This is a genomic window from Bacillus sp. JUb11, from assembly GCF_024807925.1.
Taxonomy (GTDB): domain Bacteria; phylum Bacillota; class Bacilli; order Bacillales; family Bacillaceae; genus Bacillus; species Bacillus altitudinis.
Map to the genome: position 1 here is coordinate 187,979 of NZ_JANUEZ010000006.1, position 13,264 is coordinate 201,242.

14 protein-coding genes and 1 other RNA gene are annotated in these 13,264 nt (G+C 40.4%); 3 read left to right on the top strand and 12 right to left on the bottom strand.

The features are described 5' to 3' along the window. The first annotated feature begins 3 nt into the window (after positions 1-3). Positions 4-666 (top strand): lysozyme family protein, encoded by a 663-nt coding sequence (locus M2369_RS12950; RefSeq protein ID WP_017359484.1) that lies wholly within the window; start codon positions 4-6, stop codon positions 664-666. A gap of 34 nt (positions 667-700) precedes the next feature. Here M2369_RS12950 and prpB read toward each other — a convergent pair whose 3' ends face one another. The 4 genes from prpB to M2369_RS12970 all read right to left on the bottom strand — a co-directional run bounded on the left by prpB (position 701) and on the right by M2369_RS12970 (position 4,919). After that, positions 701-1,618, bottom strand: coding sequence for a methylisocitrate lyase (gene prpB / locus M2369_RS12955; protein ID WP_058336748.1), 918 nt, complete (start codon positions 1,616-1,618; stop codon positions 701-703). Positions 1,619-1,630: 12 nt separating this feature from the next. Then, on the bottom strand, positions 1,631-3,067 hold the full coding sequence (locus tag M2369_RS12960; protein ID WP_277518536.1) for a bifunctional 2-methylcitrate dehydratase/aconitate hydratase: 1,437 nt from the start codon (positions 3,065-3,067) through the stop codon (positions 1,631-1,633). A 2-nt stretch (positions 3,068-3,069) separates the two neighbouring features. Further along, positions 3,070-4,212 (bottom strand): citrate synthase, encoded by a 1,143-nt coding sequence (gene mmgD, locus M2369_RS12965; protein WP_025207495.1) that lies wholly within the window; start codon positions 4,210-4,212, stop codon positions 3,070-3,072. Positions 4,213-4,379: 167 nt separating this feature from the next. Then, positions 4,380-4,919 (bottom strand): DUF420 domain-containing protein, encoded by a 540-nt coding sequence (locus M2369_RS12970; RefSeq protein WP_008346516.1) that lies wholly within the window; start codon positions 4,917-4,919, stop codon positions 4,380-4,382. A gap of 204 nt (positions 4,920-5,123) precedes the next feature. Between M2369_RS12970 and M2369_RS12975 the strand changes: the two genes are divergently transcribed. Continuing rightward, on the top strand, positions 5,124-5,630 hold the full coding sequence (locus M2369_RS12975; protein ID WP_008346514.1) for a GNAT family protein: 507 nt from the start codon (positions 5,124-5,126) through the stop codon (positions 5,628-5,630). Positions 5,631-5,782: 152 nt separating this feature from the next. On the opposite strand, the gene M2369_RS12980 is transcribed toward M2369_RS12975, so the two are convergent. From M2369_RS12980 to M2369_RS13015, 8 genes are all read right to left on the bottom strand, one after another. Next, positions 5,783-6,574 (bottom strand): LysM peptidoglycan-binding and 3D domain-containing protein, encoded by a 792-nt coding sequence (locus M2369_RS12980; protein WP_007500712.1) that lies wholly within the window; start codon positions 6,572-6,574, stop codon positions 5,783-5,785. 256 nt (positions 6,575-6,830) lie between these two features. Continuing rightward, positions 6,831-8,612: a DNA helicase RecQ gene (recQ, locus tag M2369_RS12985; protein ID WP_144679493.1), complete on the bottom strand. Its 1,782-nt coding sequence runs from the start codon at positions 8,610-8,612 to the stop codon at positions 6,831-6,833. Between the two features lie 135 nt (positions 8,613-8,747). After that, positions 8,748-8,933: non-coding RNA, 6S RNA (gene ssrS, locus M2369_RS12990), on the bottom strand. Positions 8,934-9,066: 133 nt separating this feature from the next. Beyond that, the gene (locus M2369_RS12995) at positions 9,067-9,567 is read right to left on the bottom strand and encodes a TraR/DksA family transcriptional regulator (protein ID WP_058336746.1); all 501 of its coding nucleotides are present in this window, start codon (positions 9,565-9,567) and stop codon (positions 9,067-9,069) included. An 89-nt stretch (positions 9,568-9,656) separates the two neighbouring features. Continuing rightward, positions 9,657-10,304, bottom strand: a complete 648-nt coding sequence (locus M2369_RS13000; protein ID WP_017367442.1) for an SDR family oxidoreductase — start codon at positions 10,302-10,304, stop codon at positions 9,657-9,659. Between the two features lie 177 nt (positions 10,305-10,481). After that, entirely contained in the window at positions 10,482-10,823 is a 342-nt protein-coding gene (locus M2369_RS13005) for a PH domain-containing protein (RefSeq protein ID WP_008346505.1), read from the bottom strand. A 277-nt stretch (positions 10,824-11,100) separates the two neighbouring features. Continuing rightward, complete coding sequence (locus M2369_RS13010) at positions 11,101-11,238, bottom strand: YozQ family protein (RefSeq protein WP_072368424.1); 138 nt, start codon at positions 11,236-11,238, stop codon at positions 11,101-11,103. Positions 11,239-11,287: 49 nt separating this feature from the next. Continuing rightward, complete coding sequence (locus tag M2369_RS13015; RefSeq protein WP_017367443.1) at positions 11,288-11,500, bottom strand: DUF6501 family protein; 213 nt, start codon at positions 11,498-11,500, stop codon at positions 11,288-11,290. Between the two features lie 209 nt (positions 11,501-11,709). Between M2369_RS13015 and M2369_RS13020 the strand changes: the two genes are divergently transcribed. Further along, the gene (locus M2369_RS13020; RefSeq protein ID WP_019743300.1) at positions 11,710-13,194 is read left to right on the top strand and encodes an aldehyde dehydrogenase family protein; all 1,485 of its coding nucleotides are present in this window, start codon (positions 11,710-11,712) and stop codon (positions 13,192-13,194) included. The last annotated feature ends 70 nt before the right edge of the window (positions 13,195-13,264 follow it).

Consider the following 13,264-nt stretch of genomic DNA (forward strand, 5'->3'; position numbering starts at 1 on the left):
ACCTTGAAAAAGAAAAAAACAGGATGTTTTGCCATTTCAGGCTGTTTCACGATTTTTCTGTTTGTTTGCGTATTAGCGGCCATTGTCATTTCCTTTAATCAAAAGGAGTTAAAAAAGCTGCCGATTGATACGGAATCAATTGTTTTGTCGAGACTGGATGATTACAAACCGCTTGTAGAAACAGAGTTAAGAGATCAAGATTTAGATCAATATACCGCGTTAATTCTCGGTATGATGTATCAAGAATCAAAAGGCAGAGGCGGAGATCCAATGCAGTCCTCTGAATCTCTTGGTTTGAAACGAAATGAAATCAATGACCCTCAGAAAAGCATTAAACAAGGAGTCCATCATTTTTCGACCATGTACAAGCATGGGAAGAAAAAAGGCGTTGATTTGGAAACCATTATTCAAAGCTATAACATGGGAATCGGCTATATTGATTTTGTTGCAAAAAACGGGGGAAAACATTCCGAAAAATTGGCAAAGCAATACTCCAAAAAGCAAGTGAAGCGAAACCCTGAAGTCTATACATGCGGGGGCGACAAAGATAACTTCCGCTATCCGTATTGCTACGGTGATTTCACTTATGCTGAAAAAGTAAAAGAAAAAACGAAAACAGTTGAAGAAAAGATGAAATTGGCTTCATCATCCACACCATCATCGTAAAAAAAGCACTTCCGTTTAGGAAGTGCTTTTCATTTTATGAATGCTCTTTCCCGATTTCCGGCAGGATCGTTTTGGCTAAATGCTGATCCATTTCTTCATATTCATCATAATGAATCGTTTCATATAGCTCCTTTCTCGTTTGCATGTCCTCCAGCATCCCCTGCTGCGTCCCCTTTTCCTTAATCTCTGTAAATAAACGCTCATACGCTTTTGCAGCAACTCTCAGGGATGACACTGGATAAATCACCATTTGAAAGCCAAACATAGAAAATTCGTCTGTATGATAATAAGGTGTTTTTCCAAACTCCGTCATGTTTGCAAGGAGCGGCCCTTTTATATTGTTTGAAGCATACGTGAAATCTTCTGCTGTAATCAGCGCCTCAGGAAAAATGGCATCTGCTCCTGCTTCTAGATAGAGATTCGCCCGGTGAATGACATCCTCCATCCCGTTTACTGACTTCGCATCCGTTCTTGCGATGACGAGAAGTGTAGGTGCCGCTTGTTTGATCGCTTTGATTTTCGCCATCATGTCTTCTACAGAAACGAGTGATTTTCCGTTTAAATGTCCGCATTTCTTCGGCATTTGCTGATCTTCAATTTGAACAGCCGCTACCTTGCTCTCCACCATTTCTTTTGCTGCCCTGGCTGCATTTAATACACCGCCATAGCCAGTATCCATATCAACTAAAAGAGGCAACTGAGAAGCTCGAATGATTTCCTTTGCCTTTTCTGCCATTTCAGTGGAATGAATCATACCGAGGTCAGGAAGCCCTTTGCTTGCGCAAAAAGCGGCACCCGATAAATAAAGCCCTTGAAATCCCATTTTCCTCGCATAGAGCGCAGACATTCCATCATGAACGCCTGGAATTTGAAATAAAGCGGATTTGTGCATTTGCTCTTTAAAAGCTGCGGCTAAGTCAGCTTGATTTACTTCATCATTCACGATCCACACACTAGCTCCCCCTTATATGACAAATAAATCCATAAATGCTGGTACTGTCGTTGTTTTTAACTGATTTGGATTTTGACAAAGTGAAACAATTTGATCGACTTGTTTTTGTGGAAATCTCGTTTTCAAATGATACACCCATTTCTTTTCAAGCAGCGGGACCCCTTCCTGCCTTCTTCTGCGATGACCAAGCGGATATTCAATTTCAATTCGATCTGTCATCGTTCCGTCTTTAAAGAAGATTTGAACACAGTTTGCAATTGATCTCTTTTTCGGATCTAAATAGTCTTCTGTATACCGTTTATCTTCTTTGACGATCATTTGATCACGCAAACGGTCAATGAGCGGATTCTGCGCCGTCTCTTCTTCATAATGATCAGCAGTCAGCTCACCATAGATTAACCCAATGGCCGTAATATACTGCAAGCAATGGTCACGGTCTGCCGGGTTGTAAAGCGGTCCTTTTTTATCAATAATTCGAATGGCTGATTCATGTGTCGTAATCTCAATTCTGTCAATCTCATCTAAACGGTCTTTTACCGCATCATGTAGAATGACAGCGGCCTCAGCGGCAGTTTGCGCATGAAATTCTGCTGGATAGGCAATTTTAAAAAGTACATTTTCGATCACATATGACCCGAGCGGCTGGGCAAGTGTGAGTGGTTTTCCTTTCATTAACACATCTTCAAATCCCCACTTTTCTGCACTGAGGGGCGTCTGATAGCCCATTTCTCCTTTCAATGTCATCATCGCTAGTCTCACCGCACGGCTTGTGGCATCCCCTGCTGCCCACGATTTCCTTGATCCTGTGTTCGGGGCATGCCGGTACGTTCTAAGTGGTGAATTATCCACAAATGCTTGTGATAACACATGCTGCACATCTTCTTTCGTTCCGCCAAGCATTGCACAAACGACTGCACTTGATGCCACCTTGACAAAAAGAACATGATCCAAGCCATTTCGATTCAAACAATTTTCTAAAGCAAGCACACCTTGTATTTCATGTGCCTTTACAATCGCATGCAGTACGTCATTCATCGAAAGCGGTTCTTCTCCGTTTGCAAGCCTCGTTCTGCTGATATAATCGCTTACAGCCAATATCCCGCCCAGGTTATCTGAGGGATGGCCCCACTCCTGTGCAAGCCACGTGTCATTATAATCTAACCAGCGGATCATACATCCTATATTAAAAGCCGCTTGAACAGGATCTAATACAAATGAAGTGCCGGGCACTCTTGCTCCGTTAGGCACAACAGTTCCAGGTACGATTGGTCCAAGATGCTTCGTGCATTCTGGAAAGTTGAGCGCCAGCATACCGCAGCCGAGTGTATCCATGAGTACATACCGAGCTGTTTCAATGGCCTCTTTGCTCGTAATTTCTCCATCCACGGCATAGGCTGCGATATCTTCTAATAGTTGATCTGTTTGATTGGCTACTGCTGTTTTATTCATATTCATTCCCCCGTTTTTCCATCATCATTTGAGACTTTTAATCCTCTTGGTCCTAAATATCTTACTCTCGGTCTAAAAATCCGATTGTGTGAATGCTGCTCGATGACATGCGCTGCTAATCCGCTTGCTCTCGCAGCAAAGAAAATCGGTGTATAAAGTGAAATAGGAATGCCGAGCACGTAATAAATAGGTGCTGCGTAATAATCAAGGTTTGGATAGAGGTTTTTCTTTTCTTTCATGTATGCCTCGCCTGCGACGCACATGTCATAAAGCGTCGTATCTCCTTTTGATTCGGTAAGCGTTTTCAATGATCGTTTTAAAAGAGCCGCTCTTGGGTCCATTTTTCTCATATATACCCGGTGTCCAAAGCCCATCATTTTTTCTTTTGCGGCTAATTTACGTTCGATGAGCGCAAGGAAACCTTCTGTTGTTTTGCCTTCGAGCAGCATGTGCATGACTGCTTCGTTTGCGCCTCCGTGTAAGTCACCTTTTAATGAAGAAATCGCTCCAGTAAAAGCACCATACATGTCAGAATGAGTAGATGCAATGACTCTTGCTGCAAATGTGGAATTCGGCAGCTCATGCTCACTATAAAGCGTGAGCGTTTGGTCAAATGCTTTGATTTCGTCTTGTGCCGGAGTGCGGCCTGTTAACATCGCTAGAAAGTTTTCAGTGTAGGATTTGGTCTGGTCTGGAGTAGGTGTGGTGTCTTGTGTGAGAATATGATAGCTTCCCGCAACAATCGCTGGCAGCTGGCCAAGTAATCGAACGGCACGCGCTTGTTGGCATGCTTCTGATCGATCATTCAATTGTTCATCGTACCCTGCAAGAGCTGATAAACACGTTCTCATGGCATCCATTGGGTGAGTGGTTTTTGGCAGTTTTGTCAAAATGGTTTGAATGGTTGGATGTAAGCTTGTTTGTGAGGAAATATCTTGCTGAAATTGGTGATATTCCATTGCATCTGGTAATCTTCCATAAATGAGCAGATAGGCTGTTTCTAAGTACGTCTTGTTTTGTGCCAGCTCGATGAGGTCATAACCGCGAATCACAATTTCTTCTTGCTGGACATCTAGGAACGAAATTGACGTTTCGCTTGCCACAATGTCTTCAAGCCCCGGTTTGTACTGCAATTGTTCAGTCATCATATAACCCCCGTTTCGTTCAATTGTGTTCTCCAAACGAGCAAACGGCCAGACATGATGTGATTCTATAGGTGGGAAGATACCGTGCAAGTCGGATACCCAATTCCCATTTTATCCAAAGCACTTCATCTTGTAAATAAAAGAACGTATGCCCAGATGGACATACGTTAGCTGTAGTATGGAGAAATCATAATATATACGATGACACCTGTTAGACTGACATAGAGCCAAAGGGGCATGGTCCATCTGGCAATTTTACGATGACGTTCGACTTGCATTTGTGCGCCTCTAAAGAGAGTGATCAGTGCAAGCGGTACAATGACGGCAGATAAGACGATATGTGTGATGAGAATAAAGAAGTAAATCGGACGAATGATTCCTTCTCCCCCGAAGTGTGTATCAGCTGCCATTGAATGATACGTCACATACGAAATTAAAAAGACAAGTGTTGTTGAAAAAGCCGCAAAGATAAATCGTCTATGGGCTTTAATGTTCTTTTGTTTAATCATAATGAGCGCTGAAAGTAAAAAGATAAACGTAAAACTGTTCATCACGGCATTCAGTAACGGCAGAAATGTAATATCCAGATGACTAAATTTATCTGTTTTTGGCATGAAAAATAATAAAGCAATTAAGCCGTTTATGGCAATTGTTAAAAAGACAACAATGCCGGTGAAATTTTTCGGTTTTTGATTCTGTTCGTTCATGTTTGAAAACCTCTCTTTATTAGTTCCGACTAAGAGTATGTTATTTAACTTTCTCTCTAAAGTCAATGAATTCGCTGTCTTCGTCGAATTTTAGACAAACTTGCCGATTGCCTGCCTTCTAGCGGCTTGAAAGATCCACTCACTTCCTTTAGAATGGGAATTTGTGTGGTTTTTATCAACTCTTCTATGAAAGGAGCAATAGACTTGTCAATCTTACAGGAAACAACAAAAGATGTGAAGACATTAGAACAAGAATTACAGCAGTTGCAGTTCCAAATGTATCGAATGCAAGAAAATATAAAAGATATTTCAAAAAAAGCAAAGATTATTGGCATTGATCAAGCGAAGGAAGATGAATGGATGATCGTCTCTGCAATTGAGAATGCAGATACGTGCAAAATCATGTTAAGCGATTGTGAAAAAGCTTTTCGCGGACAATCTGATTTTTCCTTGATTGCGGAATATCCTGAAGAAGGAAAGATTCACATTGCCGATATTAAAGGCCCGCCTGATAATGGCTATGGATCCATCTGTATGAAGCATTTAAAAGAAATCGCAAGAGAGCAAAACATTCCAGTCATTACTGGGGATCTCGTCAAAAGAGATTGGAACCATGTGGACCGCCTGATTCATTTTTATGAAAAACACCATTTTGATGTCCAAATTAATTGGAAAGAGCAAAGCGGAGAAATTTATTGGGTGGACAGCTAACGACACAAAAACCAGCGTTGAGATGGACTTATACGCTGGTTTTTGTCGAAAATGCGAATTTTTCAGAAAAATATGTGTATTTCCGGCCAAAAAAAGGTATAATAAAAGCATCAGGCCGCCACCTGATGCTTTCTTCCAAAAACAATAGACTACTAGTTAAGTACTTTCACTTTGACTGATTTTACGCCCCAATTTTTAGCTTGGGATTTGCTTGGTACGTGTACATCAATTTTGTTACCTTTAATTGCGCCGCCAGTATCTGCTGCGATGGCTTCACCGTAGCCTTCAACATAAACCTTACTTCCTAATGGAATGACATTAGGATCTACTGCGATTACTTTTGCATTTGGGTTTTTGTTTAAGTTTACCCCTGTTGCAGTGATACCTGAGATGCCACCATCATTTGCTGTATAAGCCGTAGCCGTTACAGTCATTTCTTTTTGAACACTTTGACTAGCAGAAGATGATTCTGCTTTAGCTGTTTCCTTTTTAGGAGCAGCTTTTTTCGTTGTTTGCTCTTTTTGGACAGGTGCCTGTTTTTGAACAGGTTCTGAGCTTACCGGAGCTGAGCTTTGACCAGCAACACTTAATGTTGAACCAATCATAATTATATCTGAGTTTAAGTTATTCCAAGACTTAATATCGCTAATTGACACATTGAATTTTTGAGCGATTTTCCAGAGGCTGTCCCCCTTCTGGACTTTGTACTGCTCCTGAGTTTTCTCTTTTGAAGAGATTGTCAATTTATCTCCTACATAGATCATGTCTGTAGATAAATTGTTCCAACCCTTTAGGTCCTTTAGAGACACATCATTTTTTTGAGAGATTCCCCAAAGTGTATCACCTTTCTGTACAGTGATTTCCTTTGCAGAAGCTTGCTGTGCTCCTAATGCTGTTGTTGAGATTGCTGCAACAGCAACCAAGGACATAATAGTCTTCTTCATAAAGTAAATCCTCCCTTGTTAGCTTTTTATGGCGGCTAACGAGTGCTATCGTAACATATGTAAATGTCATTTCAATAACAAAACGATATGTTTTAGATTACAGTTCCTTTACATGAAACATCTCTCTCCATTGGTAAATCAGCCCACTAAATGGCTCAATTCCGCATCATATCAAGGTTTTGTAGGGATGGAAATCATCATGATGAAAACGCGTCCAAGTGAAACGAAAAAAATTTATTTTCCTTCTTCAAACTCTTTATTTTTTCTCTTTTTCTATAAATAAACGAATTTCTTCTAAAAAAACATCTCCATATTTCTCTCTTTTTTGTGCACCGACACCTTTAATATTTAAAAGTTCTTCTTCTGTTTTAGGCTCTACTGCTGACATTTCCTTCAATGTTTGATCAGAAAAGACAACAAATGGCGGAACACCCTGCTCTCTTGCCAACTTCATTCTGACCATTCTTAACTGCTCAAATAATGCATCATTTTCTTGAATAGCCTCTGCCTTTATCGCCTGCTTTTTATAGACGGTCTCCTGCCCCACTAGCACTTTCTTTCCTTTTTGTGTCACTTTTAGTGTTGGAAAAGCTCCTTCAGACATGTGTAAATACTCTTCCGTAATTAAAAATTCAATGAAATCACTGATATGTTGGGCTGAATGCTGTTTCATTAAAGCATAAGTAGGAAGCCGGTCGAAACCAAAATCAAGTACTTTTTTGTTTTTAGAGCCGGCTAATACTTGAGCAATCATCATTTTTCCGAATCGTTCGTTCATTCTAACGGTACACGACAAAACCATTTGTGCTTCTCTCGTGACGTCTTCACGCTCTCTCTCGTCTAGACAGTTGCTGCATTTTTGACAAGGGGCACTTGATGATTGGTCAAAGTAATCCATCACAAATTGCTGAAGGCACTGTTCCGTATGACAGTAGTCTACCATTTGTCTCAACTTGAGCAATTCATGCTGATACCGCAATTCATCTTCTGTTGATTGTTCAATGAGAAAGCGCTGCACGCGTACGCCTTGCGGTGAAAACAGTAAAATGCATTCACTTTCAAGCCCGTCTCTCCCGGCACGTCCTGCTTCTTGGTAGTAACTTTCAATATCTCTTGGAATTTGATGATGAATGACAAAACGTACATTAGACTTATTAATCCCCATACCAAATGCAGATGTAGCTACCATTACTTGAATATCATCATTTAAAAAAAGATTTTGCTGTTCTTCTCTGACTTCATCATCTAATCCTCCGTGATAAACACCCGCTTTGATCTTTTGCTTTTTTAGACGATGATAAATTTGATCTGCTTCTTTTCGTGTGGCTGTATAAATAATGCCTGACTCAAGACTGTTTTTCTTCATATATTGTGTGATGAATTGGTCGCTGTTTTGCCCTTTCACCACTTGAAAAGACAAATTTTCTCTAGCAAAACCAGTAAAGATTGTTTCTTCTTCGTCCATGCCAAGTTGCTCACATATATCCTGTTGGACCTTCTTTGTAGCAGTGGCTGTTAATGCTACAATAACAGGCCTTTTTAAAAGCTTGTTTACACATTCTTGTATAAAGCGATAGCTCGGTCTAAAATCATGTCCCCACTCAGATATACAGTGCGCTTCATCAATAGCCATTAAAGGAATCGTCAATCGATCAAGCAGCTGAAAAAAACGTTCATTTTGTAAGCGTTCAGGGGTGATATAAAGCAAATCATACTCCCCCTGTTCACATTTTTTCAGCCTTGTATTCATTTCACCTGCTGAAAGTGTACTATTTAAAAAGGACGATCGTATTCCCATCTCATTTAACGCATCAACCTGATCTTTCATTAAAGAAATTAGCGGAGATACAACGATTGTCGTTCCTTCCATCATAAGGGCAGGAATCTGGTAGCAAACCGATTTCCCTCCGCCTGTCGGCATAATGCAGACCGTATCCTTCCGTTTATTCACAATCGATTCAATGGCTTGTTTTTGTCCTTGTCTAAAAGCATCAAAGCCATAATATTGTTTAAGAAGTGCTTCTGCTTGTTGTAACATCCAATTCCCTCTCCGTCGTTTGTTTTGTCTATTTTAACATACATTTGTACATCCACATTCGGTCTGTTCAAAATCGTATTTTGGACAAAATAAAAAGCCATTTTCCAAAAATGGAAAATGGCTTGAATCATCCTAGGAAAAGCTGCGGATGCCGTAATCTAAGTAAGAAAGTTTTAAACCACCACTCCTCAAAGTGGGTGTTTGCAGAAACGTTCCTGTCTTCCTCTCGAAGGAGGCGTGACATTCCGGCTTCAATATAAAACTCCCTATTACAGCTTAAAGGTTAAAACTTAATTAACATTACGCGCATCGCAGCCTTTAAACTATACTACACGAAAGTTTATTAAATTTCAAGATATGTTTTTTCTAAAAAAATACTCATATATACAAGATTTTTGTCCATGTAGACGTGGGAAAACATTATGGTGAGAAAACATAAATTCCTCTCATCATGTTATTTTTCCTCATCTACATCAACATCTTGCTCTTCTTCTAGCCTTTCATACGTATCTGAATGTAATTGATCCATTGTTTCACTATTTGTTAAATCACGCATTTGCTCAGAGAACGAACGGTCAAATTCATTTGGATCTTGATTGGTTTCTTCATTTTTCTTTGCATCAATTGAATAACGAGTATAGGGTACTGCTTTCAAACGTTCATATGGAATGTCTTTTCCTGTTTTTTCACAAATTCCATATGTTCCGTCTTCCATCCGCTTAAGCGCCGCATCAATTTCACCTTCGAGCTGATCGTCGACTTGATCCAGCGTCTGTTCGGTCATGCGATCTAAATAGATGCTTCCGTGATCTGCGATATGGTTTCCAACACCATTTGAAATCTCATTCGATTCGACCAGCATGGATTCTTCTTTCTTTTTTGATCCTTTCACATCTTCTTTTAATTGAATAAGTCTTTCATATAAATCAGCTTTTTGCTCTTTCGTTAAGCTCACGGTCAATCACTCCTTTCTCTTTACCTTCCCGCTCCATGCGAAATGAAAACATCAAAAAAGCCGCCGCCTTTGGCAGCAGCTTTCTTCATTTAAAGATTACGAAGTGCTTCTTCTACTGGTGTATCACCTTTGATTAAGTCAAAGGCTTTATTTTTCACATTGGATTCCGTTAAGCTTTCCACTAAGACAGTGGCTACATCTTCTCTTGAAATCTCAATGTCACGATCGTCTGGAATATGAGCCGCCGCTTCTATTTTCCCTGTCTTCTCCTCATGCAGCAGTGCTCCTGGCCGCACAATGGTGTAAGAAAGACCAGACTGTTTTAAATGTTCATCGGCTTTTCTTTTCGCTTCATAATAAATCTCCATACTGCCTTGTCCTTTTCCTTGATGAGGATCGTCGGCATTATAAGAACTCAGCATCACAAAATGCTGAATATTTTCTTTTTTGGCTGTATCAACGAGGCGTTTTGCCCCCTCTTGATCAACAGCGATGGTTTTATCTGCACCTGTTTTTGAGCCTGAACCAGCTGCAAAGATGACAGCTTCTGCTTGCTTCACAGCATCTGTCACATCCTTTTCAAGATCACCGATGACAGGCGCTGCACCAAGTTCTTTTAGTGCATCTGCTTGTTTTTCATCTCGAATGAGAGCAAGCGGCTCATGTCCTTTTTCTTTTAAATATCGAATGACAAGTCTCCCTGTATGTCCGTTTGCTCCAGCAACTAATACTTTCATTGTTCATTCTCCTTTCTGTATCTGTTTCATCTTTATCCTTTTTTGATGTGATTCAAACACACGAATAGAAAAAAGCCTTCCCCACTGTGATGGGAAAAGCTCAAGGGATATGCGATAGATAAAAATAAGAACAAAGAATGAGAAAAGTGCATGTGATCTATGTAATCGCATCGTTGATCAGCAAAGATGTTTTGTTAAAATGGCCTGCACGTCACTCAAATCTGTATCTTTAGAAAAATCGAGTTCAAATACTTTTGAGCTTGTAACAAGCAGCATACCAGTGTCCTGATCAAACACGCCAGCTTCTTGAATGGCAAAACTTTCAATTGATCGATACGGCAAGGAGACCCTGACTTTCTTTTTAGAAAATACGCGGTTATCGCCAAAGATCAGTCGTTTATTGGTAAAACAAATTTGGTCGTGACGCAGTCTGTAAACAGCCTCAATTCTTTCTCCTTCAATTAATAAGGATTCGAATTTTTTATGATCATTTTGTTTACTGACAGAAAAAATACCCACGTAAACCCCCTCTTCCTGCATCAAATTCCTTTATGACAAAACGGCCACACGGCTCTGTGGGTACGTTTTATTCTCACTTATAGAATACGCTATAAATCGTCGTTATTCCATTACGAATAGATTAAATTTCATTTAACTTTTTCTTTTTGATCCGATGCTCTTTCCTCTACTTATTTAGACTGTTAAAGCAGGAAAAAAGTTTCAGTTTTTTTCAAGAAATCATTCGTTATGAGACCATAAAAAAACAGTGATTATGTAAAATCACTGTTTTAAATGACTATTCATCTTTCGGGGTATCAATCGTTCCTTCGGCATACACGTCAGAAATTTGCTCAAGTGTCATCGCCATATCAGCATCTTCATTGTCATGCCAAGCATTTTGATGTTTCTGCTCTTCTTGCTGCTGCTTTTTCATCATCATCACCCTTTACTGTTTTTCTTAGTATGAGTGATGACCATCAAAATCATTCAGCAGAATTGTCTTCGAAATACTCTTTGTAGTACCCGCCTACTTTACCCGTATTATCAACAACAAAGAGAAATTCCTCTGTTTCATTTTTCACATCATATGTGTGTCCAACCGTTAATGCCCGGTCAACCATATATTTTTTCGCATTTGTATGTACACATTTTACTTGTTTTACCGTTTCAGCCGTTTGCCAGTTTTGATGGATCATGATTTAAAAACTCCTTTTTTCATCTATACATTTATTGTAGCCAATTTTTCGTGAAATGCAATGAGTGTTATCGATTGCTTTCAAAGATGTCGTGTAATATGATAAATGTATACGTTTACATGCGTGTGCGTATACAAATGGCTTCATGTTCACTTTTTCCACCTAGAACTCGCAGAACAACCCATATCTTTAAGGAGGTTTGTTTATTTATGAGCTCTACAACACTTCAAATCAGTTCAAAACTCGAATCTTTTCTCCAAGGGACGAAAAAACTCTACATTAACGGTCAGTTTGTCACAAGTCATGATAACAAAACATTCTCTACGCCTAACCCTGCCACAGGAGAAACCCTTATTGATGTATATGAAGCAGGTGCAGCCGACATTGATGAGGCAGTAAAAGCTGCTAAAAAGGCGTTCCATGGACCTTGGCGTTCTATGTCTGCAGCCGAACGTGCCCGCTTGATGTTTAAGCTGGCAGATTTAATGGAAGAACACCAAGAAGAACTGGCTCAGCTTGAAACACTTGATAATGGAAAACCAATTAATGAAACAACCAATGCGGATATCCCTCTTGCCATTGAGCACATGCGCTATTATGCAGGGTGGACCACAAAAATGACTGGACAAACCCTTCCTGTCAGTCAGGGATATTTTAATTATACCCGCCATGAGCCTGTGGGCGTTGTGGGACAAATCATTCCTTGGAACTTCCCGCTGCTCATGGCCATGTGGAAAATGGGTGCTGCACTAGCAACAGGCTGCACCATCGTTTTAAAGCCAGCCGAACAAACGCCACTATCTGCTTTATATTTAGCTGAATTAGTGGATAAAGCCGGATTCCCAGAAGGCGTGATTAACATCGTTCCTGGATTCGGCGAAACAGCCGGTGAAGCATTAACCGATCACCCTGATGTCAATAAGCTGGCTTTCACTGGATCAACAAGTGTTGGGAAATTGATCATGGAGAAAGCAGCCAAATCCATCAAGCGTGTTACTTTAGAGCTTGGCGGAAAATCGCCGAATATTATTTTACCAGATGCCGATTTAAAGAAAGCCATTCCAGGTGCATTAAACGGCGTGATGTTTAACCAAGGCCAAGTGTGCTGTGCAGGATCAAGGGTCTTTGTGCACCGGAGCCAATATGATGAAGTCGTCGATCAAATGGCTAAATATGCGACATCATTAAAACAAGGAGCTGGTCTTCATCATGATACCCAGATTGGGCCTCTAGTGAGTAAAGAGCAGCATGAACGTGTGTTAGGTTATATTGAAAAAGGGAAGTCAGAAGGTGCAACAGCCGTAGTCGGTGGTGACTGCCCTTATGAAGCAGGCTATTTCGTCTCCCCTACTGTCTTTAAAGATGTAGAAGATGAAATGACAATCGCAAAAGAAGAGATCTTCGGTCCAGTTCTATCTGCGATTCCTTACGATTCCATTGATGAAGTGGTCGAACGGGCCAATCAATCTGACTATGGGTTAGCGGCAGGACTTTGGACAGAAAACTTAAAGCATGCTCACGATATCGCTGCACGCCTAGAAGCAGGAACCATTTGGGTCAACTGCTATAATGTCTTTGATGCCGCCTCCCCGTTTGGCGGATATAAACAGTCAGGCCTTGGCAGAGAAATGGGATCATATGCCCTTAACAACTATACAGAAGTCAAAAGCGTGTGGATTAATCTGCAAGACTAATCATTTAAGAAAGCCGATGACGATGTCATCGGCTTTTTTTGTGCTGGCATGTGACAGGCCGACTCCTGAA

Coding starts and splice junctions, on each gene's coding strand:
- M2369_RS12960 (WP_277518536.1), bottom strand. CDS start 3,067: ATGAATAAAACAGCAGTAGCCAATCAAACAGATCAACTATTAGAAGAT.
- mmgD (WP_025207495.1), bottom strand. CDS start 4,212: ATGACTGAACAATTGCAGTACAAACCGGGGCTTGAAGACATTGTGGCA.
- M2369_RS12970 (WP_008346516.1), bottom strand. CDS start 4,919: ATGAACGAACAGAATCAAAAACCGAAAAATTTCACCGGCATTGTTGTC.
- M2369_RS12980 (WP_007500712.1), bottom strand. CDS start 6,574: ATGAAGAAGACTATTATGTCCTTGGTTGCTGTTGCAGCAATCTCAACA.
- recQ (WP_144679493.1), bottom strand. CDS start 8,612: ATGTTACAACAAGCAGAAGCACTTCTTAAACAATATTATGGCTTTGAT.
- M2369_RS13000 (WP_017367442.1), bottom strand. CDS start 10,304: ATGAAAGTATTAGTTGCTGGAGCAAACGGACATACAGGGAGACTTGTC.
- M2369_RS13010 (WP_072368424.1), bottom strand. CDS start 11,238: ATGAAAAAGCAGCAGCAAGAAGAGCAGAAACATCAAAATGCTTGGCAT.
- M2369_RS13015 (WP_017367443.1), bottom strand. CDS start 11,500: ATGATCCATCAAAACTGGCAAACGGCTGAAACGGTAAAACAAGTAAAA.
- M2369_RS13020 (WP_019743300.1), top strand. CDS start 11,710: ATGAGCTCTACAACACTTCAAATCAGTTCAAAACTCGAATCTTTTCTC.